We start from the raw sequence: 24,833 nt of genomic DNA, 5'->3' as shown, positions 1-24,833 counted from the left end.
CTTCGGTACTTGATATATGGAGCTCCCAATATTTCAAAAACTTGGTAGAAAAGTTAAAGACAACTTAAGGGCATAAAAGATTTATTTTCCTGTCTTTTTCACCATAAAACAATATCACGTATTCGCAATCAAATCAAAATACTCATCATCCTCATTCTTTCCTCCATACCCTTTCCCTACTTCCGTATGGCTGGCAACAAACTCAATAGACCTGATCCATTTTACCATCTTATACCCTAACTGGTTCTCTACACGCAATCGCAACGGGGCGCCGTAAACCTGTGGTAAAGGCTCATAATTCATTTCCCACGCAAGAATGGAAGCCGGCTTCATGCAGTTATCCAGCGTATGGGTATCGTAGTATACACCGCCATACAATCCTTCTCCAAATGAATAAAAAACAACTGTGGTAACCTCCGGATGAGGCTTTACTATATCAATAATAGCTTTAAGAGGGATGCCACTCCATTGTGCAATACCAGACCATCCCTGTATGCAGTGATGCATAGTGATCGTTTCCTCAACCGCCAGGTTTTTTAATTCCTGCAGGGATAGCTCAACAGGATTATCTACCAACCCGCCCACTTTCAGTTTATAATCTGCAAAATTATTTTCTGCCAGCCGTTTCCAGTCTTCCGACTGTGGAAGTTTGCCATTAGGCCAGAAATAAGGTGTAATATCTTCTTTGGTGAAATAAGAACGGGGATTCAGATTATTGATGGAGAGCCGCCATAAGGTGCCATTCAGCCATGCTTCTGCTTTTTGCAACGTCCGCGGATGCCTCCATGAGATCCAGTGCGCTGCTACGCAGGTGATAACCAGGAATGCAATCAACCCTATTACAATATACAAGCCCGTTGGATCATGCGCTTCATCTGTGCCCAGGGTAATATGATTCATGTTCCTTAAAAGGCCGGTAGCGGCTACCATGCCAACATGGATCACTATAAAGATCAGATAGGCGAACATCACTAAAAAGTGTGCTGACCTCGCACCTTGCCGGTTACCAAAGATCTTAGGCAACCAGTGAAACCTGTTCTCCAAAGCCGGCGACATCGATAACCCCGAAAGCATTGCCAGCGGCGGCAAAATAAAAACCGCCCCAAAGTAAGAAAGTTGCTGCAAGGCATTGTAATGATAGAAACCATTAGGCTCTGCCGGCATATGTAACGTACTGTAATACACGAAAACCTTCCATGCATCGGGTATAATTTCCCAGGAACCCGGCACCAGCCGCTTCCACTGATCGGTAAAGAATAAGAATGAAACAAATACCAGCCCATTCAGTAAAAAGAACGGCACATGCAGGAAATGCCAGCAACGGGCAATCCCAACGGTATGCCGGTAGCCGGGCAATCCCAGCGCCGGGCTAATATACCGGGCATCGTCCTTCGCCGTCCATATTTTATCCTTAGGGACTTTTACCGGGGTAAGTTTCAACCATTCGCTGCCTGGCTGGCATGAATTATTCCAATAGAGCCGCGGATGATCCATAAGAATGGATAGCCCGCTGCGGACAAGCAGGATAAGCATAAAGAAATTGATCCAGTGAGTAAAACGGATCAGCAGCGGGAACCCGGCAGGGTCGCCGGGTCCGGGAGGTGTAAGTTTATGCGAAGGATCTTCCGGCAATCCATACGCCAGGTACTGTACCCAGGCAACGCCAACTGTTGCCAGGATAAGCGCTGCAACGATCCAATACACCCTGGCGGCCGGTAGTATTACCAGTCTTCTGTCGCCCGGGTCATGTACTGCTTTTTCCGCGGTTGTAAACTTTGGTATCATGACTACTATAACCCTTTAAATGCCTGAAAAGTTTGCTTATTTCGTTTGAATACTAACGCATATCGCCTCACGAAAACTCAGGCCAACTTTACTTCATCAGACATTTTTCTTTCACGCCTTCCGCAAAATAAGCAGGCACATGTTTATATGCCTGGCCTATCGGCACGTTGTATGGCTGCAGCCCGTTTATGGTAATAGTACAACTATCGCCGTTGCAACAGTCACAGTTCAGTTGTTTGACAGGCCTTGCTTCACTCCCTGTAATTTTGAATACGCCAAAGTACATAGACATATCTGCACAGCCCGTGCTCATATAAGAGTAGATCAACCTTGTCTTTTTATCGTATTGAGCGCTGATAATTTTATCGAAGCCTTTAACCTTGATGAACCGGTTATCCTGATAGGTCCAAAGGTCGGATATTTCCCCTGTATGCATCTCCCATTGGTCCTTTATAACTTTAAGATCAGGAATACCGTCGCCATTCCAATCGGAAAACGTATAAGCATCGTCCATAAACAGGGCGCCTTGCCTGGCAGGACAGATACGCTCCTTCATTAAAGTGTCCCATCGCCCAAATGATCTTCTCAATACAATAACATTTAGTACGCTATCATTTTCATAATAACCCAAAACGGCATCTTTGGCCGTTGGGGTAAAAAGATGGCCTATATGAACCGCGCCATTTATTAGGTTTAAAGAAAAAGTCTCTGTTTCCTGGTTTGCATTAAAAACACTGTCCAGGTGTTTTTTACTCCTTAAATAGATTTCCTGCTCACTAAAAGCAGTGGTATCATTTCCCTTTTTTTTATCTGTCTCCAAAGCAATGATTCCCTGCCTATGGGACTGCTGGCAGCCGGTTAAGAGAAACAGCGCAAGGAGCAGGTATAGGGGAAATATAAGAGGTTTCATCGGGGAAATTGTTTTCTGGATTGAAAATAGGGAAAATTGAGTCTTAGGAATAAAATGTATATTGTATAACGGAAGAATGGGAACTAAATTGTAAATCCACGTCTATGAAACGAGTGCTTGTTTTTATCCTGTTTCTGGCTGTTTTAATAACCTCTTTTATTCTTGTCAGAAAATCCCGCGGAAGCAAGCATGCTGCTGCGCTAATTCACCTGCACGTTGAGAACCCCGGGAACAAAGAGATCACTGTATTAATACCGGTAAACCGAACAAATTATCTTGCCAATAAAAAGATTTACCATCTGAATACTTCAAATGAATGTGCGATTGAACTGTCGCCGGCAGAATGTGGATTGCTTATTATCAGGTCAGATAATTTTTATACCAGGTTATTGGTAGCCAGCGGAGATGAGATAACGTTAAATATAAAGCCAGATCAGGCTACATTGGGGCAATTCGAATTCAAGGGGGATAATGCTGCCGGCCATTCTTTTTTCAGGTCTTTAAAAAGAAATGAATTAGGTGATGTGCAGAACCCATATAGAAACGATACCTCCGCCGCAGCGATTGAACAAAAGATCGAAACGCTTAAAGAAAAGGAGATAAGGGAATTAAACGCATTGCTGGCCGGTAATAAGATCACCGCGGCCTACGCCACTTTTGCGGCCATGGATATCAATTATTACTATGCCGCCAGCCTGGCCGATGCCTTTCAAAGCAAATTCCTGGATGCAAGATGGGCTAAACTGCATAAGGGTAAAGATACTGCCTTTAAAAAGGAGTATGCCGGCACATGGAAAAGAGCGTTCGAAAAAATGCCGTTGAACATGGACAAAGCCCCTGGATCACGATACTTTGCTTATTATGCAGACTCATATTTCAGGCTTTATAAAGGAGAATTTTTGAATGAGAGAGCAGCAGTTGCCAATCAAATAAAGACTGCTCAAAACGGTGATAAATTTACAGCCGGCGACCTGGAACATTTAGCAAATTACAAGTTGATAGACAGCCTTTTTAATACTACTACCGCGGAATACCTGAAAGCGTTATACCTGCAGTCGAATTTTGGACAACGGTATGACCAGGGCCTGGTAGATATCTTTCATAAATTTGAACGGGAGTATCCTCACAGCGCCTACATGCCATTCCTTAAAGAAGGGACAGACCTTATAGTTGCCTATCTCCAATCGAAGGAACAGAATTTTTCGCCTGATCAGCTATTTTGGCCGGGCGCTGAAAATATTACTTCTGTATCGCAATTGCTAACGGCCTTAAAAGGAAATGCTTATTATGTAGATATCTGGTCTACCTACTGTGTGCCCTGCAAAGAAGAATTCAGGTATAATGCATCTTTACAACGATTATTGAAGAACAGGAATGTGAGGTTGTTATACCTGTCGATTGATGACGAAAGAAGAGATGATGACTGGAAAAATCTTATCAAATATTTTAAACTATCAGGCCTGCATGTCAGGGCAGCTGATGAATTGCGCAAAGATCTCTCACGCACTTTGGGGAAAGACAATATAATGAGCATCCCCCGCTATTTGATCATAGATAAAAACGGAACTATCATAAACAACGATGCCGCCAGGCCCAGCGATTCTGTCCATTTAAGCCGCCAGATCTCCGGCCTGGTCATCTAGTAAATGGCCGGAACCTTTGCCCATAAAGATTCCGGCCGGATTTAACTGTTAACCGTACATTTTTTTGAAACATTGTAAGTAGTTCCCTCTCCTTCTCCTGTCCTTATCTAGATATTAACCCTCATTCCACAATTAAAAACTTGAGCATGAAAATTCCAACGTTTTTGAAAATCAGCACTTTAGTTGCTGCAACTATCCTATTCATGTCTGCCTGCCAGAAAAAAGGCATGTTATCCGACAAAGATGCCCTGGCAACAGGCAAAGCCGGTACCGTTACCATCAATTCAGTTCAACCTGTTAAATCTGAAGCCCTGTTGGCGATGCAATGCTATAATAATGCATTCTATCACCAGTATGGCACTTATGGCCCCAGTTTTAAAGCCTATTGTTATTCAGATGTGAATCATACAGGCAGAATGGATTTCTGGAAACAGGCCGAAGCCATTGAAACCCTCATCGACGCCTATACGATTAACAACGACGCCGACCTGTTGAACAAGATCGTATACCTCTATAATGGGATGCGCGATAACTGGGGCTTGTTGTGGTCGTCTAACATCTATAACGATGATGTGATCTGGGGCGCATTGATGTGCATCCGCGCTTTTCAGCTAACAAATGATGGAGGAATGAAGGATATGGCGAAGAATAACTTTGATATGGTCTGGAACCGTGCATGGGATACTAACCTTGGCGGTGGCCTGTGGTGGACAACCGACAAAACTTCCAAGAATGTTTGTGTAAATGCACCGGCGGCCATCTGCGCGGTATACCTGTACCAGGCTACCGGCGATGCGGGTTATCTTACCAAGGCTAAGCAGATCTTAGACTGGATGATCACCAAGGTATATACCAGCACAGGCGAAGTAAAAGGCGCTATTAATGCCGCAGGCGTGATCACAGAAGGGCCAAGGACTTATACCCAGGGAACATTTATAGGCGCCTGCAGCTTGCTGCATCCTTACTATACCTCCCAGGACTATAAGTCTAAAGCTGTTAAAGTGATGGACTATACGAAAAACAGCATGTGCAATGCACAGGGTTTATTGCCTGATGAATATGACAATGAAGACTGCCAGGGCTTTAAAGGCATTTTTGCCCGTTGGGCCTGCAAATTTGTTAAGCAACATAATTACCAGAGCACTTACGCTTCCTGGCTGAATTACAACGCAGCGGAAGCCTGGGCTTACCGTAACTCCAATGGTTTAATGTGGGGCCAATGGTGGCACAGAACCCCTGATAACTACGTAAATGCGTTTGAAACAACCTGCGGTGTGGCGATGATGAACGGCGTTTGGCTGTTTTAGTATACAACCGGCGTGGCGATATATTCGCCACGCTATTTTGTCAGAATAGATTCCAATGCAGCTATCTTCTCCAGCGATGGGCGGACCGTGAAAATCCCCGTATTTCCTGTATTTCTTACCCCTCTTACAAAGCAATAGATCACCCCTCCGAACTGGGTATTATAATCGAAGCCCGGCAGCCTGTTCTCCAGGTACTTTTTAACAGCTACCGTATAGATCAGGTATTGCAGGTGATAATTATTCTCGTTCATGGCTGTTAACAACCCCTGTTCTTCATAATCCGAAAGCGTTCCTCCAAGGTAGTTCGACTTCCAGTCGAGTACATAGAACTTACCCTGGTGTTCGAAGAAAAGGTCGATCTTCCCGTTCATAATCCCTTCCAGTTCCTGCCTGTTATGTTCGTAAAGATATCTTACCGCTATCACTGCCTGGTCGTCAGACAATGCATTCAGTTTACTTGTCTGGAAAAGCGGCACAGGGAAGTCGAACTCAAATTCGGCCAGCCGCTGGAACCTGCCTATGCTGGCCAGCTGGAAACGCTCGCCCCCTACGGCGATGGGCGCATACATCACATGCTGCAACATTTCATGCAAAGGCTCCAGGTATAGGGCTCGCTGCCCCGGTACAAAATGCCGGATAGCTTCTTCCAGCCAGTGCGACCACTGGCTGCTGTCCGAGAAATTGATATGCTCAAAAATGAAGTGCAGCAGGTTCCCTGTTTTTGCTCCACGTCTCAGCGTATTGAAGATAAAATTATCATATCCTTCAGCGGTCGTCGCAGTTCTGGCTTTCGGCTGCTGCGCTGCTTTAGCAGCCAGCATGGTGTAACTCATTTTACGCCAGTTCTCTTCCTGCAATGAGAAGTTTACCTGCGCAGGTGGCGGCGCTGCGATAGCAGAACCGGCAGGTTGATATTTTATGAAAGGAACTTCTTCCTCTTTTTCCCTAATAGCGATCAGGCCCGAATCCGGGAGATTGGTCTTTAAGGTATTAACAAATCCTTTGAGATCAGATTTATTAACGGCAGCAGCCGAATTGTTATAAATATAGCATTTATAGATGGCGCGGGTAATGGCTACATATATTAACCTGCGGTTCTCCTGGTGTTGTTGCCGCTCATAGTTGGCCCGCTGTGCCTCATTCAGCCTGTCGGGCTCCATGTAATAATAATCACCTGATTCAGGGTCACGGAAATTCACAAATTTTGACCGGGAAGGAACCGTAAGGTCCAGGAATGGGGCAAAAACTATTTTGTATTCCAGTCCTTTACTTTTGTGAATGGTGACGATATTCACTGCTTCTTCATCACTTTCTACCCTTTGTATATATTCATCGCCCTCCGTTGCCATGCCATCGATCCCCCGTTTCAGCCAGGTGAGCAGGTCGCGCAGCGAAAGGTTTTTACGGCTCTGGACCTGGTGCACCAATTCCGCCAATTGGTAAAGATTGGTAATAGTACGTTCGCCCTGTACAGAGAGGTTGTTCAGCAGTTGGTTGCGGACGTCAAAATCAGAAATGAATTCCATTATTGCTGTATAAGCGCCGTCTTTCTGCCAAAGGTTCCTGTATTTATTAAAAAGACTAAGCGTTAACTCATCGTCCAGTTGCAGGATCGTGTCGCTGTTGAAACTGGTGAAGGAATTCAGCAGGGCCCGGTTAATAGACGACCGATCAGGGGCCTCCATGGCTTCCAACAGGTGCAACAATTGCTGCGCTTCAGGAGAACGTAATATTTTAGCCTCGTCTATTGTCACAGCCGGCACCCCTACCCTGGCCAGGGCCTTTTTAACCAGCTTGCCCTCATCTCCTGTTCTGACCAGTATGCCGATATCTGAAGGCGCCACTGTTCTTGCACCTTTGGGCGTTTTGATGTTATACTGGTTGTCAGAAAGCAACCTGGCAACCGTAGATGCAACCGCCAGGGCTATTTTATCCTTATTTGAGAAAGTTGCGATCTCTATTGGCGTCACTTCCTGCCCGTTGAAATATAACGCGCCCTTTGTATTGGGTTGAGGGCTTTGCACTTCAATATAGTCTATACTATCTGCTTCCCCTTCGAAACAAAATGTATCAAATTCCGGTGTCGGTTTAAAGAACCTGTTCATTGCAAGAATCAATCCTTCTGCCGACCTGTAGTTTTGATTCATGTCATAAAGTTCGCTCACGCCTTTTTTGGCGTTGAAATAAGTATAGATATCCGCCTTCCTGAAGCCATAGATGCTTTGCTTAGGATCGCCTATATAAAAAAGGATAGTATTTTTCCCGAATGCACGGTTGAAGATCTCGTACTGCAGTTTATCTGTATCCTGGAATTCATCAACAAATACCGCCTTGTATTTTTGTTGAAGCGATTGTGCCAGCTCTTCGTTATCATTCTTTACCAGTGCGGCATGCAGGTTGTTGATCAGGTCGTCGTAACCCATCGTGCTGCTTCTTGACTTGAACTCCAGCATGCTTTGTTCTACGGTTTGAATAGCAAAGCAGTAAAGATGCTGGGTGATCCTGAGCAGGTATTCCGACAATTCCTTTTTAATGATATCAATTTCATCGATCTTGCCGATGATATCGAAGAACAGGTCTTCTACATACTTGGTTCCTCTTTTTTCTTTTATCTTTTCGATCAATAAAGGAGGTTTGCCGATCAGGGGTGCAAATGTTTTTTTGGCATTTCTGTCGTTAAGGCACTGGGATTCCCAATGAATAGAGTTTTCTATGATGCTTTCATGCAATGCTTTTGTAGCTGCTTCCTCTTTTTCCAGGATATGATGAATGCCTTTGATCCATTCTACCTGCCTGGCAGAAGAAAGTTCGGTATCTATCTCCGTTCCTGCAAAATATTTCTTCCCGCTTAGGTGGTTCTTTACTACGTCCTGTAAGGCGCTTTTCAGGTCGGGGTTAAAAATATATTGCAATAGCTCCGGATGTAGCGTTGTGATATGTCTTCTCCAGAATTTATTCACCTCGTTCTCGATCATTGGCGTCATATCCGGCACCATTTCCGCCCCAAAAAGCTGGTTGGTTTCGAATGCAAATTCGCTCAATGTTTGCTGGCAGAAGCCATGTATAGTGAGTACAGATGTTTCATCCAGCAACAGGATAGCATCCCGCAACCTTTGTTGTACGGCTTGCGGGTTCTCGGGATCTATCACCTCCAGGACCAGCGACATGATCTTTTCATCACTGATCTCATTACCCATACTAACCTTGTAGGCTAAACGGATAAACTCGCGGATCCTGCTTTCCAGTTCTGCCACAGCGGCCCTGGTAAAGGTAACCATTAAGATCTCCTTCACAGACAACCCCTGCTCTAGTATCAACCGCAATACAAGTATAGCAATAGAATAGGTTTTACCGGTACCGGCGCTCGCTTCTATCAGGTTGCTACCCTTCAACGGAACAGCAGATGCATCGAATTTATTATGTATTGCACTCTCTATCATTTCTTGTCTTCTGTTTCAGTGTATAATGGCAATAGCTCTCTAATTGGCTTGATTAACAGATCATAAACTGAAATATATTGCTGTACTGCATTCTCAGCATTAAACACGCCCTGCTCGAAAGCCTGGTTTATATATGGATCATCTCCTCCTTCAATACACTTTTCTACCTTCTTTAAAAAGACAGCCGGATCTAAATTAGCTAACTCTTTATCGCTGAACTTCAGGTCGGGAATGAAACTGATCACTTCCGTCAAACCAGCTTTGTATAACTGTACGATCTTTTCTAATCTGTCCATCGCGGTTTGCTGGTCCAGCTTTTCTGACCTGAATGCGGCGCCTTTTAAGGCGCCTGAAATAAAATACAGATCAGATACCTGGCCGGCAGCCGCGCCCAGCAGGTATTTCAGGTATGCTTCTATAAGGTATTTTTCTTCTTTCTTAGACCAGGATACCTGAACCAGTGTTTGATCATAAACCTGCTTCAGGTTGCCCCGGATCACGGAACCATCAACAGGGAGCTCGATAGTGATCTGTTTCTCCGGCTTCCCCTGGGTGCCTTCCTCGTAAAAAGGCCGCAACGGAGCAATTTCTTCATTTACCTGTTGCATAGCTACAGTAGCCATATTCCTTAAAGGAAGCCTTCCTTTTTTTAACAGGGTATTTTGAAGAGGAACAATGGTTGTTTCAGGCAATGGTAAAAGCTCGTTCCTGACCTTCCATTTTTGCAGGTTGTCGAGACTGAATATTTCAGTCTCATTTAACAGGAGCTGCCTGTCGTTATACGAAATACCCAGTACTTTATTATAAAACGCCCTGAAAGGATTTTTAAAGAAACTGACCAGTTCTTCAATGCCTATCTCTTCAAATGTGACAGGCGTCAGTATTTTTTCTTTCAGGATAAACGACGACCGTGCCGGCCCTTTCGTATTCAGGTAAGTATATAACTTTTCGTCGGCCATCTGGTATTTACGGCTGAAGCTCTGCAACGGTTGCAGGGTAACCAGCTGGTCGCGTACTTTCTCTATGTTTTTAGCGCCTGATTCAATATAATCGATCAATTCATCTACCAGTACGGATGGTGGCAGGTCGGAATTGTCTTTTGCGTTTTTCCCGATGTAACTGATATACAGGTATTCTTTTGCTGAGAGAAGGGTTTCCAGGAAGAGGTGTTTATCGTTCTCCTTTACGTTACGATCGCCCCGCTGCCTTTGTTGCGCCATCAGGTTGAAGCTGGAACGCTGTTCCTTACGGGGAAACTTATCGTAGTTCAATCCCATCAGCGCTACCACTTTAAAAGGGATACTACGCATAGGGATCAGGGAACAGAAAGTGATCCCGCCGTTGGCAAACAACCCCGTCCTGGTAGTGCCGGTAAGCGTTTCCAGGAAGCTGTGGCTAAACACGTCGTAGGTCACCTTTTCGCTCATGAACTGGTTCAACGCGTTGTAAGATGTCAGTTCCCGGATCAGGGTATTATAATCTTCGTCCACTTCATCCAATGGCTCAAATACAAGGTTATGCAGCAGCTTCTCTGTATAGGCCACCCATTCAACAATGGTGCGGGCCCGGCGCCGGTCGAGGATCGACGACATTAGTACCTCTGCAAAATGGCAAAAGCGGATGATCTCGTGCGCATCACTGCCTTCTGTAATATCCAGAGGGTAAAAACTATCGATTCCGAAGCCGTATTCTTCTTCACCGCTCATGCAGATGCCGTACATGATCCGTTGTATGCCGTATTGCCAGCTGACCAAATGAGTTTCTTCAGACTGGACACCCTGTATTCCAAACCTGATATTGGCGGCTTCAATGATCTTCCTGATCCTTACAGGGTCGCTGATGTTGAAACGGTTGCGTATATACGTGAAGTCCAGCAGCTGCATTACTGCTTCTGCCCTGAATCCTTCTTCACTGATGGTAAGCAGCGCATGCAGCGCATTGAAAAGGTTGTCGTTATCCGTATAGCTCTCGTCGGCAATGGTATAACGGAAACGGTAAGGAGCATGGTTGAACACTGCTTTGATATACGGTGCATACGCATCGATATCGCTTACCATTACCACTATGTCACGGGGCGACAACACTTCCTGCTTTTTATCTACCAGGTGTACCAGGTAATTGTACAACACTTCTACTTCCCTGGCTATTGTATAACAATTGTTGATAGTAAGGGAGCCGTCATTGAGATCGGCCTGTTTTATAAGCTGCCTGTTTGCAGTGGCTGCCGAATAAATATCATACTGGATCTTATGCAGGAGCGAGTCAGGAACCGGCTCGTCGGTGTCGATCTCCTCGTATGCGTTAATAAAAGCGTCGTAGGCGAAGAAAAGGGAAAAAGTATCCTGTATGATCCTTCCCCAGCCTGTGAGCAATGCGTTACCGGCCTGCGGATCTTCCAGGTCATCCAACCCTTTTTGCCTCCACCTGGCTATCTGTTTTTCGTTCCGGTCGTCGAACCAGAACATGGTCGGGGCAGGGTTAATGATATGAAAATAGACATCCAGGTAGCCCGACAGCTCGTGCAATATTTTTACGTGGTAAGCGGTGATAATGGACAGGCCAAAAAGGTGAACGGCCGGGATACGGGATTTGAGTCCTGTTTTGGCGGTATTGCTTTTCAGTGCATCCAGTATGAAGTTACCTACAATGGTCTTATCCGGAAGGGAGCCGCCCGACAGTTGCTTAACCTTCACCCAGAGCCAGTGTTGCCAACCGGCGGATGCCAGGTCGGGCGTATCGGTATTGGTCCATGCCTGGATCATTTCCGGGCGGTATACCTGGTATTGGTCGAACAGGTCAGCCACTTTTTCGGCAAGCGACATTCGTTTAAGATCGCTGTCGGCCTGCTCTGTAACGTAGTAGGCGGCAACTTTAGGGAATTTGGCAATGAATTCTTCCTGACCCAGCAACTTAAATATCAACCAGCTGAGGTTTTGCGGCGACAGCACCTCAGAATAAGGGCCGCCCAATAGCATGTAAAGCTGGTGAAGCAGGTCGTTGGGCTTCATAAAACGGCAATTGGCCGTAATGCCCAGGCGATCTGCCAACTGGAGCTTCAGCCAATTGTTCATCCCCTCGGTTTGCGTGATGATATAGTGAGGTTGGAACACACTATTCCCTGCCTGTTGCAGGTTTTCAGCGAGTCCTGCAGCCAGGTTGGTTAATGAGTTCGAAACTTTTAAATACAATGCCATGGATCCTTTCTTATCACAATTTAAGTCACACTGTCTCTTTAAACCTGCTGCCTATGCCGGAAGCGCGTTCAACAAAGCGGCTGGCGGCAGCCAGGATGATTTCAGGGTTGCCCTGCAGGTATACTTTATTCCTGGCACGGCTAACCGCGGTATATATCAGTTCTCTTGTCAAAATCGGTATTTCGGCGGTTTCAGGTAAAACAACCATCACTTCTTCAAATTCTGATCCCTGGCTTTTATGCACGGTCATTGCAAAGGCGGTTTCGGCCTGGGTAAGATAGCCGGGCAGCACAGCCCTTAAATTCCCGTTTGCATCTTCAAACCAGGCCATGAGCGTCCCGTTTTCATCAGGTCTGATAATGCCGGTATCGCCATTGAACAGGCCATGTTCATAATAGTTGCGGGTAAGGATCAATGGCCGGTTGTTATAAAAAGGGATAGCCGCATTAAGCAGTTGTTTGTCGTGCAGGTATTTCTCAATTTGGTTATTGATGGCATGCAAACCTTGCGCGCCTTCCCTGATCACAGTAAGCACCCTTTGTTTGTTAAGCAGTTTTAATGCTTTCCTTATATCGTTTTCCTGTATATAAAGAGAATAGTTATGAATGAATTTTTCGAAAAGGCCGTTATCATATCCCGGGTCAATGAAGATCTGTTCATCAGCCGACGGCTGGAAAAATGACCTGATCACTGCTTCGTTATTGGAAATAATAGCCTTACTGAATTTGCCTATTCCTTTGTCGCCGGAGAAACGATGACTGAACCGGAGTTCAACCAGGTGCTCGAACAGCGGATGCTGGCCTGTGGGCGAGCCGGTTCCGGGAATTTTATTCGCTTCGTTGGCAATAAAGCTATTGATCAACGCTGTTCGGTCGGCTGAAAAGCGATTCAGTTCATCCTGCGCCTGGCAAAGATCGCCGAATAAGCTGCCGGCTTCCACGGCGGCTAACTGGTCTTTATCTCCCAGGAGGATCAGGCGGGTAGTTGGCCGTACGGCATCCAGCAGTTTGGCGAACAGGGCCACGTCGATCATGGAGCACTCGTCTATGATAATTACATCGTAATTAAGCGGGTTTTGTTCATTGTGCCTGAACAAATGAGTATCCGGTATAGATTTCAGGAGCCTGTGAATGGTCGATGGTTGCAGGCGCTGAAAGGCGGCTTCTATGTTTTCACCGGCATCCAGTTTGGTATTCCTGAGGCTTTCGGCCATCCTGGCTGCTGCCTTCCCGGTTGGAGCCGCAAGGGCTACTTTCAGTTTAGGGTCGGTTGCGTATAAGATCGCCAGCAATTTGGCTACTGTTGTAGTTTTACCGGTACCGGGCCCCCCTGTAATAACCGTGAAATTGTTCAAAACTCCGCTGATTGCGGCTGCCAGTTGCCAATCCGGTATCGATTGGGAAGAAGTATTCCGGAAAAGGGTTTTAATAAAATCGCCTTGTTGCTGAAGCAGCGTAATACGTTCGTTCAGTACCGCTTTTTCCGCTTCCAGGAACAGCTTTATTTTTTTCAGGAAGTTGCTCTCGTAACGGAAATACCGTTGCAGGTACAGCCTGTCCTGGTACAAAATAAAGGGCTGTTTGTCATCTTTTTCTGATCCTACGATCGGGAGAGATGGTAATATATTGTTGGCAGTATCGATCTTTTTATAGGCTTCCGGTAATGTATCCCATTCCTGGCTGATCTTGCTAAGGTGCAGGCAAATATGACCTTCGCTGCCTTTTTTGGATAAAAGGTAAGCATAAGGCTTAAAAGCCGGTATATTGAAATACTCGGCGAATTGCTGGTGCACATCATTCACAGTAACTAAGTTTCGCATTCTTACCAGGTTTAATCTTCGTCCGCTACCACGTCTGTTGCGACAACACGGCCTATCTGGCCATCTTCCAACCTCACTTTTATGCCCCTGGAATGGTAAGCTGCAGACGTAAGGATATCTTTTACGATCCCATACGTCTTTTTGCCGCTGCGCTGGTCCTTTTTCAGGATTATAGCCACTTCCAGGCCAGGGTAAATGTCTTTTCTGTATTGTCCTTCCATGCCTTCAAAAAAAAGAGTCAGCTGCAAAGCTAACTCTTTCAGTTTTTACTTGGAAACGAATATGCGTCTAAGTTGTTCCAGCAGGTCGCCGTTCCCGTTTACACTGATATTGCTGACCTTTTCGGCGATCTTCTCCACGTATTCCATTTCTTTCAGCTTAAACAGCATGGGGTTGTCTTCCATGAGCTTGGCTGTATTCAGCAGGCTTTTGGTACTTGCGGTTTCTTCCCTTCGCATAATGATATTGGCCTGGGCTTTCTTTTCTGCTACCAGCACCTGGTTCATAATGTCTTTTATATCGCCTGGCAAGATGATATCGCGCAGGCCGAAGTTGAACACCGTAATTCCAAGGGAAACGGCCTTTTCTTTTACGACAGAAAGGATGAAAGGCGCCAGGTTATCTCTTTTTTCCAATAATTCGTCGAAAGAAACCGTGGCTACATATTCCCTTAATGCCAGCTGAAAAAGCGCGTAAAGCTGCTTTTCATATTCTTTATTCTGTAAAACAGCGGTGTTGATTTCAGACACCCGGTACTGGGCCCAGGCATTGATACGGATGGCTGCTTTGTCGCGGGTCAGGATCTCCTGCCCGTTCATTTCCACTTGTTGCTGGCGGGTATCTACTTTGCTGATACTGATTGGAATATCGTTCCTCCACCAGAAGTAGATCCCGGTGTTCAGTATCCTGGAAAATTTTCCGTCTACCAGCAAAACTGCCTGTTCATAGTTTTCCACGCTGTAGCTTCTGACGAAAGGAGCTACGAGGCGATGGCATAACGTAGATCTGTCGAGATTTTCGGTAATGTCGATCTTTGACAGGTCTGCCGTAATGAATTTATAATCGATGATACTCTTCCAGAAAGTATATCTTCCAGGGGTCAGTACCTGTTTTAAAAGTCCGTTTTCGTAATGCAGCACGATCTGGTGTTGCAGCACATTTACCACATGCAGGGCGTCGGCCAGCTGCTTATCCTGCAGCAGCAAGTTTAATTCGATGGGGGCAACAAAAGGCTTGGTGATGTCAAACACGGTTACATCTTCATTGAGCATCCAGTAACGACCTTCATGGATCATTCGCTGGTAAACGCCGTTCTTGAAAACCAATCCTCTTTCGTAGGCATTAATGACTACTCTTTTCATGTTTCTTGTTTTGAGGTTAACGAAATAGAGACCAGTATCGCTGCCAGCCGGGTTTTAACGGAACTGTAGCGCCAACAACCCTGGTAAAAGCACTTATGGTGGAGGAAGTGCATACCTCGGGTTGTTTTTACTACAGTTGCTGGTTGGCGCCCAACCTGCTTTGTATTGGCCTTTTGCCAATAGTTGCCAGGCATCGCAAACCTGGTCTCAGTGGGTTGTTGAGAGAGATTTCAAGTCTCCTTTTTGAATAAACGACTCCGTAACAGGAGTTAGTTGCTCTACCCTTTGAGCTACTGATGCATGCACCAGAAAGGATTCGAACCTTTAACACACTAATGAAGAGTATTCAGCCTGTTACAACAGCATACAGGCTGTTTAAAAACAGCTGCACTGCAGGGTTATCCTGAAACCCTTGCCAGGGTTGATAACGATGGTCTGTCTACCCTTCTTCCCGCAAGGGAAGCTCTTTAGCAGATCTTACGATCGGCCGGTGCGAACGAAGCAGGACTCGAACCTGCACTGGTGGCGCTTCAAACCACTGCTCTGCCATTGGAGCTATTCGTTCATTTGTTGGCTTAACCAGACTTGAACTGGTAACCTGCTGCGTATAAGGCAGTTGCTCTAACCATTGAGCTATAAGCCAGGGGGTTAACACAATGGATGTTTGTGTGCGGGCAGCAGGATTCGAACCTGCTTAGCCATCAGGCGATAGTTTTACAGACTATTGCGACTCTCCCACTTCGCCGTACCCGCAAATCCGGGGTGAATATTGGGATTCGAACCCAAATTTTCCGGCTCACAACCGGATGTTCTTCCCTTGAACTATAATCACCGTTTTGGGGATAAATGGATCAAATAAAAAATCACTTCGTATATACGTAAAAGTTATTACATGTTTTTCGTGTAAAATTTCAATTTTCGTTTATTCGTTAATGTTACATATGTAAACATAAAAAAGCCGGTCACGATTTTTCCGACCGGCTCCTTATTCAGTTAGGTATACTTACTGAAACGGTCGTTTATTTTTATATGAAAAGGCATAGCAATTCCATGTCAAAGCAGTACTATGACTATCAATAATTTGTATGTATTGCATGCGTATGCTTATTAATCCCATGTCTTATTCAGCACATAAAAAAAGCCCCGCAATCTCTTGCGGGGCCTGTGTTATAGTGAATTCGTTCTAGCGACGTTTTCGAATGCATAACATGCCCCGCAATACAATATATGGCCGTTCGATGACAGCTATACTTGTATGTTTAAAAAAGTTTATTGAGCGGTACATGTTTTAAAAAATTTTAACGATGCAAAGATGAAAATAATTTTTTGATATCACAAAATATTTACAAACTTTTTTTCGTGCTCGATAAAAATTTTTCCTGTTTATAAATAACGTCAATGGATATATTTTTTTGTCGACACACCTTATACTAAATCTGTTTAGCATTGATTTTTAATGTTGAACAATGCTTTTAAAAATTAACGGAATGGGTTATTTTCATTAAAAATGACTCAACTTTTCGCTATTGCAATCGACCGTTTTTAATTTATAAGTCAGCTTACCTGTCGCTTTTTTTCCATAAAATTTTTTTGCCTGACCTGATGTCATTAACGATGCTTCCTGGGATAACAGGATGCTTGAATATTTTCTGTTCGTAGGTTGACTTGTAGCGATTTTCATATCACCAGGTTGTTTAATATCAGGCCAGGAAGCCTACCTGTTATAATGGGTACTTTTTACACTAAGTCAATTCTTATATTAACCAATTGTTAAGCGGTGAGGGAAAAGGCTTTTTAAAACGAATACATAGTAATAACATTTGCTTTCTATCACCTAATAAAATGCACATGCGCTTTTTTACCCTCGCCTATCTTTCAATAATGCTGTTTGCCGGCAGTGTATTTTCCAGCAGCTGTAAAAAGGACAGTAACGCCGCTCCAGCCAAATCTGCCAAATACCAGATGGTTACCGGCGCCTGGAAACAGCAGGACATCGTACTGGCAGTAGCAGTAAAACTAAACAAGCAAAATATCCCGGCCGGTACCAGCATCCTGGTCCTCGCCCCGCTGTTAGGCCCGGCCGGCGCACTGTTTACCTGCACTGTCAATAATACCTATACGTTTAACGAGGACGGAACTTTTGCGATAAATGGATGTACCGACCTCATTCTGCCGGTAGCAGGGAACAAAGGAACCTGGGAAATGGATGTGCATGACGGTGCAATAAAGCTGGTTTCTGAGAAAGGAGAAAATGATCCGCACTGGATCGATAACATCAGTAATACAAACCTGGACCTGGCGCTGACGGTTAATATCCCCGGAGTGGCCACTGTACCATTGACCTTGAAACTAAAGAAGTAGCAACAGGCATTGTTGTTTCAAAATAACAATAATATAATCGGTAATTTCTTTTATCTTATAAAGGCGAACAGATATTTGCTGGCACTTATGGAAAGTATTGTACAGGATATCATCAATGGAAATATCGCAAGTTTTAAAATGGTATATCAACAATACCATACAAAACTGTATTTCTATATATTGAAATGTACGCACTCCGAGTACCTCGCGGAGGAAACTGTGCAACTTTCGTTTATCCTGCTTTGGGAGAAACGGGAGAAGCTGTCTACCGCTTTTTCTATCTCTACTCAACTTTTCCGCATAGCTAAAAGTGTAATGAGCGATCTGCTGCGCAAACAGGAGGTCCGTAACCGACATATCCAGGCAATGGTAAGGGATACAGACAGCTGGCATACCGAAACAGATATCGCTGTGAAAGAAGAACTATACCTGGTATGCAACAGCATCGAACAACTTTCCCCTATCAGGAGAAGCGTATTTAAACTAAGCCGCTTCGAGGGGCTTCCTCATAAAGAGATCGCCAGGCAATTATCTATTTCTCCCAAAACCGTGGAAAATCATATTGTCAGGGCGCTCCGCCAGTTGAAGAATTCCCTTCCACTGATCATTCTTTTGTGGATTTATTAATCATTCAGTGAGGGATTTCCGGTTCTAAAACGAATACATAAACATGAAGTATTCAAAAACACTTATCATAAAGTTTTTGCGGGGCGAATGCAACGAGGATGAACGCCGGATCGTGGAAGCGTTCATTCGTCGGCATCCCGAAGCACTGCAGCCTTATTTAACGGAAGATACCTGGCATGCTTTCCAGTCGGACGAGCAATTGCCTGAATCAGTTTCCGAAAAAATGCTGGCAGTGATTGAAAGCCGGACCTATCTCAGGAAGAGATCGAACTGGCGCTACTTCAGCTGGGCCGCTGCTGTTTTGCTCCTGATCGCAGGCGGTTTATACCGGATAACTTTTCCCCGGCCAACGGTAAAACAAACCGCCCTGGCCCAACCTGCGAAGACCGCACCGATAGCAAATAACCAATTAAAACAGGTTTATAACAACGGCCGCAAAACCATGAATATCCGGCTCGCCGACGGAAGTATAATAGAGCTGGCGCCCGGAAGCCAGGTCGAATACGCCGATCCGTTTGCCAGCAACAAAAGAACAGTAACACTGAAAGGCCAGGCTGTATTCCGCGTAACCGGCAGCCAGGATCACCCCTTTACTGTAGTTGCAGGCAACGTTGGTACCACCGCCCTGGGCACCGTGTTCAAAATCACCGCCTGGGAAAATAAACATACTACCCATGTTAAACTGTTCAGCGGGAAAGTGCTGGTAAGAACTGAACATAGCACGCCAGGGTTGGATAAAGATATATACCTGCTTCCCGGCCAGGAACTGAGCTACGACAGGCAGAAGATGTTGCTGGCCGTGAATGCGCCTGTACAGGCTGTGAAGCCGGGCAAACAACCGGAGCGTATCAACGAAATACTCTCCTTCAACAATGACCCGCTGGCAAATATATTCAAACAGCTATCTGATAAGTACCAGGTCAAAATACAATATACGCCTGCTATGCTGACAGACATGAATTTCACAGGGGTTTTTGACAGCAGTAAAGAGACGCTGAAAGAGTTCCTGTCAACTATCGGCACATTGAACAATCTTACCATTAGCCAGAAAAGTGATGTTGTCTATATAATACAATAATCTAAAAAGACAAATTTCCCATACTGTTTTAGCACTCCATCTCTGTGAAGGGGTACAAACATCCTATTGCCTTTAAAAAATGAAATAATTATGAGTGTGACAACCAGACAATTGCGCAAATGCAATCCTGCAGCCCTTATCTGGCTGGTAATATTGCTATGGCATTTCTTCCCGGTAATTGCCGCTGCGCAAAGCCCCCGACCTGCCGCTATCGGCATCATCAAAAATGAAAGCAATGAGATCCTGCCCGGTGTTTTGGTAAAGATGGAAGACGCCAGCAATAAGGTACTGGCAACTACCGTGACCAATGAAAAAGGTATTTTTACTTTTTCCAAACTGCCGGCAGGCGGCCCTTATCATTTTGTACTTTCCCAGATGGGATATAACAGCGATACGCTTCGCGGGTACATGATCAGCGATTCCAGCAAATTATCCCTCTCCGTTGTTTTGAAAAAAAAAATGGAAGAGTTAAACCAGGTACTCGTAACGGCGCTGGGTATACGAAGAGAGAAGAAAGCATTGGGATACTCCGTAGAAGAGCTGGGAGGTAAAGAATTTAACCGCGTTACCCAGGAAAACCTGCTGAATTCCATCTCCGGTAAAGTTGCCGGCGTTACTATCAACAATACAGGCCCTACCGGTTCCTCTGTTAGCATGGTCATACGGGGAGCTACTTCCCTTAGCAGCGACAACCAGCCGCTTTTTGTAGTCGACGGAGTTCCCATCGCCAACACGGTAAACAATATCAGCCAGATAGGACGCGATAATATGGTCGATTATGGTAATGCCATCTCCGATATTAACCCCGACAATATTGAAAGCGTAACTATCCTGAAAGGTCCCAGTGCAGCCGCCTTATATGGCTCCAGGGCAGGTAACGGCGTGGTGCTCATCACTACCAAAACCGGAAAGAAAGTGGATAAAGTAACTGTAGACGCTTACGTGAATACGGTATTCGATATCCCTTACAAGTACCTGAAATGGCAAACTAAATTCGGTTCTGGTCAACTGTCGGGCATTCCTTTTTCCCGCAGTGGAAGCCTCCTCACCAATCCTTTCGGATCTATCATCCAGGAAAACGTGGATGCGACCTTCGGTGCAGAGCTGGATATGGGGTATGAAGAAGTACAGTGGAATAGCCCGGTAGGCCCGGATGGTAAAAAGATCCCTATGCCTTTGGTATCGCATAAAGATAACGTGAAGAATTTCGTGAATACGGGCATTACTACTACCGCCGGCGCATCCATTGCAAACAACAATGGGAAAATCGCCTACCGCCTTTCATACGCCAATATGTCGAACAAAGGAATTATCCCGAACACTGATCTTTATAAAAACTCCCTGAACCTCAGTTCCAGCCTGCAACTCAATTCCAGATTGAGTATCAGCACCAATATTGATTTCAGCAGGAATAATTCCAATAACCGGGCGGCGGGCGACCGCGGGGCCAACCCGTTACAGGCTGTATACAGCATCTCGCCCCACATCGATGTGCGCGACCTGAGAGACTACTGGATGCCGGGCCAGGAAGGATTGCAACAACGCACCCAATTCAACGGCGCATTCAATAACCCTTATTTCCTCGCCTATGAAGTGAATAACGGGTTCGTGAGAGACAGGGTATTCGGCAACCTGCGGGCCGACTGGAAGATCCTTCCATCGCTCTCTTTGATGGTAAGGTATGCGCTGGATACCTATGGCGAGAAAAGAGAAACCAAGATCGCCAACAGCTACCTGAACAACCCGGGCGGAGCCTATGGTATCATCAACCTTAATAACTATGAGCGGAATATGGACGCCTTGCTCACCTATAAAAAAACAGTGCAGCACTTCGACTTCAGCGTCTCCGCCGGCGGCAATATGAGATACCAGACAGGCAGCAATGTAACAACCGCAACGCAGGATGGCACAGGACTCAATACTCCGGGCGTTTTCACTATCCAGAATATCTCGCCGGCTAACCTCAGGTACAGCAGCAGCAGGTTCGAAAAAGGAGTGAATAGCATATACGGTATGCTGAACGTGGGATATAAAGGGATGGCTTACCTGGATGTAACAGCCCGCAACGACTGGTCGAGCACCTTGCCGGATGCAGCTCCCTACTTCTACCCTTCCGCTTCGCTTAGTTTGCTGGTAAACGAAATGGCTCATATCACTTCCGATAACATCAACCTGGTAAAGATCAGGGCCGGCGCCGCACAAGTGGGTAATGATGCAGCTCCTTACCAGCTGGTTGCAACCCTTAGCAGTATTGGCTCCTGGGATAATATCCCGCGTCTCAGCACTTCCGGTACATTGCTGAACCCTTACCTGAAGCCCGAAATTGCCACTTCCTATGAAGGAGGTATCGACATCAACCTGTTCCGCAATCGCCTCCGTTTTGCCGGAACATATTATATCGTGGAAAACAAGAACCAGATCTTCAGTCCTAAAACTCCGCCATCTTCCGGTTATTCCTCCCGCAGTATCAACGCCGGGTTGCTAAGGGGCCGGGGCATTGAACTTTCGCTGGGCGGCACGCCCGTGGATACCCGGAACTGGAAATGGGATATAAACTTCAATTTCACCCGCAACAGAACAAGGATCATAGAACTGCCCGATGGCATGCCATATTATACCCTCTGGGAAGAAGGTAAAGGAGGCGCATGGACCTACGTAGGGGAAGATATTGGCGACATCTATGATGCGCAACTGGTGGCGGTAACAGATAAGTCGTCGCCTTACTATGGTTACCCCATCCTTGATAATACCGGTAAATGGCAAACTATCGATGCTATCAATACCCGGAATAAGATAGGCAACTTCAATCCTAATTTTATTATGGGCGCCCAGACAACGGTTTCCTATAAGAACTTCACCCTGAGCATGACCTTCGACTGGCGGAACGGCGGCGATTTCGTTTCCCAGACTTACCGCTATGGAGAAGAGCATGGCAACTCGCAGCTCTTCCTGGACAAGCTCTATAATCCCGGTACCATGAAAGGACAGGAGTTAAGAGATTACCTGGTAAGCCACCAGGATCAACTGGTGATCCCAAGCGGCAATAACTTCCCGCTTGTTGGCGGCCCCACTCCCGAATACAATAGTTTCCCTTTTACCTACGGCCCTTATGTGCTGCCTTACGGCGGGGTGTTTATACCTGGTGTAAGGGCGAAAGGATATGATGCTAATGGCAACCCCACCGGGTATATTGAAAACCTGGGGAATGACGGGACGCTCACTTTGCCTTATGCAGGCAGTACTGCCTGGTCGTTTACCCGGGCATTCCTCTTCCCTGCTTCCTACCTGAAGCTGAGAGAAGTATCGCTTAGTTATGAGCTGCCGCAGCGCCTCATCAGGCAGGCGAAGTTACAGCGGGCAAGTTTCACTGTTTACAGCCGCAACATCATTCTCTGGACTGCCGCCAGGATCGGCATTGATCCGGAAAATGCCTACCAGCCTTCGACCAGTGTGCAGGGATCGGGCATGCAGTTTAAACAGGGGATAGAAAGATATAATGTTACTCCATGGGCTATTCCTGTAGGAGCAAAACTGAATGTCACTTTTTAAGAGCTCCATTAATTCTGATATATGAAAACAGTACGCAAATCAATAATACTCAGTATACTGTTGCTGTGTTTATCTGTTTCCTGCAGGAAAGACCTGGTAAACATGAACAACAATCCTAATGGCGCAAATCCTGCCACCATCAACCCTAACATGGTATTATCTACCGTGCTTACCACCGTGGGCATGCAGCTGGTGAACCTCGGGTACCAGGATATGGCCGGCGTTATGCAGCATACGCAGAAAGACGGCTGGACAACTACGCATAACGAATACGACTGGGCCGGATCTAACAGCTGGACAGAATACTATGATGTGTTGCGCAACAATCAACTTGTTTATAATCGCGGCGTGGCGTTGAACAGTGAATTGCACCAGGGTGTGGCTTTAGTGATCAAATCGCTGATGTTTGGACTGATAGCCGACCTGTGGGGAGATGCGCCGTACACTCATGCGCTGGAAGGAGATAAAGGCACGCCGGAAGGTACGCTTCCTGCCTACGATAAACAGGAAACCATCTATAACGGCATATTGGCCGACCTGGAAAAAGCCAATACGCTGCTTTCCAAACCTAAAAACGCGTATGCTATACCGATAGACGCAGCGGATGTATTTTACCAGGGAGACCCGGCCAAATGGCGCAAAATGGCTAATTCCCTTGCCCTGCGCTATTATATGCGGTTATCGGAAAAAGTGCCGGAAAAAGCAAAAGCCGGTATCGAAAAAATAGTGGCTAACCCGGATCAATACCCGCTGATCCTGAATACCGATGGAAGCGAAGATGCGAATATGTCTTTTCCCGGCAACAGTAATGCCGACTCATGGCCGGCTAACGTGGTATATGATAAAGACAGCAGCAACTACCGCCGCCTGAAAATGTGCAATACCCTCGTAACTACCCTTCAGAAGTTTAAGGACCCAAGACTGGGCGTATGGGCTAATAAAGTACAGTGCTTTTTGGTTGTGGATGATAACCTTCCTCCCGGAACCGGCAACGTGTATAAAGCAGTAGATACCGTTGTGAACGGCGAACAGCGCAAAGTAAGATATATTTCTCCGGATGTACTCGCGGCTAAAGGGCTGACAATTAATGATATTAACCAGGATGTGAACTATGTAGGCCTGCCTCCCGGGATTTCAGGGCCTGCAGTATATAATCTCAGTAATGACGCCAGCCAGGCTTCCCGCAATCCGCATGTTTCGTGGCTGAATGATATGTACAGGCAGGCCAAAGGCCCCTTGCTGAAATCCAGGATCATAACCGCTGCAGAAGTACATTTCATACTGGCAGAAGCTGCGGCAGTGAAAGGTTGGGCAGCGGGGAACGCCGAAACGCATTATAAATCAGGTATCCAGGCATCGTTTAGCGTATGGGGCCTGGGCGGAAGCTCGGCTGCTTACCTTGAACAACCTTCGGTAAAATTCGATGGCACCCAGGAACAGATCATCGTTCAGAAATGGATTGCCAGCTGGACAGCTGCCACAGAAGCATGGGCGGACTATAAAAGAACAGGATTTCCTAAACTGAAAGCTGGTCCTTATGCCAAAGGTCCTGTACTGCCGGTAAGATTGTACTATATGCTGGAAGAGCGAAACCTGAATAAGGCGAATGTAGATGCGGCTTCCAATAACCTGGAAGTGACCACTTATTCATCTTTTGGCGCCAACGGAAGCAAGAACAGTCCCTGGTCTAAGCCCTGGGTGATCCAGGGAACAGGGAAACCCTGGTAATATTTATTAATTTTATTTCATCACTTATAAA

Annotated in this window: 15 protein-coding genes and 4 tRNA genes; 7 read left to right on the top strand and 12 right to left on the bottom strand. The window is 45.8% G+C overall.

Going from position 1 to position 24,833, the window contains the following annotated elements; all coding sequences use genetic code 11:
- Positions 1–114: 114 nt before the first annotated feature.
- Both BLV62_RS16815 and BLV62_RS28145 read right to left on the bottom strand, forming a co-directional pair.
- Positions 115–1,785, bottom strand: coding sequence for a molybdopterin-dependent oxidoreductase (locus BLV62_RS16815; RefSeq protein ID WP_089763131.1), 1,671 nt, complete (start codon positions 1,783–1,785; stop codon positions 115–117).
- Positions 1,786–1,873: 88 nt separating this feature from the next.
- Entirely contained in the window at positions 1,874–2,374 is a 501-nt protein-coding gene (locus BLV62_RS28145; RefSeq protein ID WP_139170230.1) for an XAC2610-related protein, read from the bottom strand.
- A gap of 425 nt (positions 2,375–2,799) precedes the next feature.
- Between BLV62_RS28145 and BLV62_RS16805 the strand changes: the two genes are divergently transcribed.
- Positions 2,800–4,338, top strand: a complete 1,539-nt coding sequence (locus tag BLV62_RS16805; RefSeq protein ID WP_089763129.1) for a TlpA family protein disulfide reductase — start codon at positions 2,800–2,802, stop codon at positions 4,336–4,338.
- 146 nt (positions 4,339–4,484) lie between these two features.
- The gene (locus tag BLV62_RS16800) at positions 4,485–5,645 is read left to right on the top strand and encodes a glycoside hydrolase family 76 protein (RefSeq protein ID WP_089763128.1); all 1,161 of its coding nucleotides are present in this window, start codon (positions 4,485–4,487) and stop codon (positions 5,643–5,645) included.
- A gap of 32 nt (positions 5,646–5,677) precedes the next feature.
- Here BLV62_RS16800 and recB read toward each other — a convergent pair whose 3' ends face one another.
- The 10 genes from recB to BLV62_RS28140 form a co-directional block, all read right to left on the bottom strand.
- Complete coding sequence (gene recB / locus BLV62_RS16795) at positions 5,678–9,085, bottom strand: exodeoxyribonuclease V subunit beta (RefSeq protein WP_089763127.1); 3,408 nt, start codon at positions 9,083–9,085, stop codon at positions 5,678–5,680.
- The gene (recC, locus tag BLV62_RS16790; RefSeq protein ID WP_089763126.1) at positions 9,082–12,279 is read right to left on the bottom strand and encodes an exodeoxyribonuclease V subunit gamma; all 3,198 of its coding nucleotides are present in this window, start codon (positions 12,277–12,279) and stop codon (positions 9,082–9,084) included. The genes recB and recC overlap by 4 nt, the downstream gene beginning before the upstream one ends.
- Positions 12,280–12,304: 25 nt before the next feature.
- Positions 12,305–14,098, bottom strand: coding sequence for an exodeoxyribonuclease V subunit alpha (gene recD, locus BLV62_RS16785; protein WP_089763125.1), 1,794 nt, complete (start codon positions 14,096–14,098; stop codon positions 12,305–12,307).
- A gap of 11 nt (positions 14,099–14,109) precedes the next feature.
- Positions 14,110–14,346 carry a YwbE family protein gene (locus tag BLV62_RS16780; RefSeq protein ID WP_311202799.1) on the bottom strand — a complete coding sequence of 79 codons (237 nt, stop codon included), beginning with the start codon at positions 14,344–14,346 and terminating at the stop codon, positions 14,110–14,112.
- An 18-nt stretch (positions 14,347–14,364) separates the two neighbouring features.
- On the bottom strand, positions 14,365–15,459 hold the full coding sequence (locus tag BLV62_RS16775) for a slipin family protein (protein ID WP_089763123.1): 1,095 nt from the start codon (positions 15,457–15,459) through the stop codon (positions 14,365–14,367).
- Positions 15,460–15,952: 493 nt separating this feature from the next.
- Positions 15,953–16,024: transfer RNA gene (locus BLV62_RS16770), tRNA-Phe, on the bottom strand.
- Between the two features lie 5 nt (positions 16,025–16,029).
- Positions 16,030–16,102, bottom strand: a tRNA-Ile gene (locus BLV62_RS16765).
- Between the two features lie 26 nt (positions 16,103–16,128).
- A tRNA-Tyr gene (locus BLV62_RS16760) sits at positions 16,129–16,212 on the bottom strand.
- Between the two features lie 7 nt (positions 16,213–16,219).
- Positions 16,220–16,292, bottom strand: a tRNA-His gene (locus BLV62_RS28360).
- A 668-nt stretch (positions 16,293–16,960) separates the two neighbouring features.
- Entirely contained in the window at positions 16,961–17,140 is a 180-nt protein-coding gene (locus BLV62_RS28140) for a hypothetical protein (RefSeq protein ID WP_139170228.1), read from the bottom strand.
- A 167-nt stretch (positions 17,141–17,307) separates the two neighbouring features.
- Here BLV62_RS28140 and BLV62_RS16755 point away from each other — a divergent pair, with 167 nt between their 5' ends.
- From BLV62_RS16755 to BLV62_RS16735, 5 genes are all read left to right on the top strand, one after another.
- Entirely contained in the window at positions 17,308–17,820 is a 513-nt protein-coding gene (locus BLV62_RS16755; protein ID WP_139170226.1) for a hypothetical protein, read from the top strand.
- An 87-nt stretch (positions 17,821–17,907) separates the two neighbouring features.
- A complete protein-coding gene (locus tag BLV62_RS16750) occupies positions 17,908–18,447 on the top strand; it encodes a sigma-70 family RNA polymerase sigma factor (RefSeq protein WP_089763121.1) in 540 nt (179 codons plus the stop codon).
- Between the two features lie 43 nt (positions 18,448–18,490).
- Positions 18,491–19,525, top strand: a complete 1,035-nt coding sequence (locus BLV62_RS16745) for a FecR family protein (protein ID WP_089763120.1) — start codon at positions 18,491–18,493, stop codon at positions 19,523–19,525.
- 90 nt (positions 19,526–19,615) lie between these two features.
- A complete protein-coding gene (locus BLV62_RS16740) occupies positions 19,616–23,074 on the top strand; it encodes a SusC/RagA family TonB-linked outer membrane protein (protein WP_089763119.1) in 3,459 nt (1,152 codons plus the stop codon).
- 21 nt (positions 23,075–23,095) lie between these two features.
- Complete coding sequence (locus BLV62_RS16735) at positions 23,096–24,802, top strand: SusD/RagB family nutrient-binding outer membrane lipoprotein (RefSeq protein ID WP_089763118.1); 1,707 nt, start codon at positions 23,096–23,098, stop codon at positions 24,800–24,802.
- Positions 24,803–24,833 lie beyond the last annotated feature (31 nt).

Source organism: Chitinophaga terrae (ex Kim and Jung 2007) (assembly GCF_900107795.1).
Classification (GTDB): Bacteria; Bacteroidota; Bacteroidia; order Chitinophagales; family Chitinophagaceae; genus Chitinophaga; species Chitinophaga terrae.
This window is presented reverse-complemented; position numbering and strand designations above follow the sequence as displayed.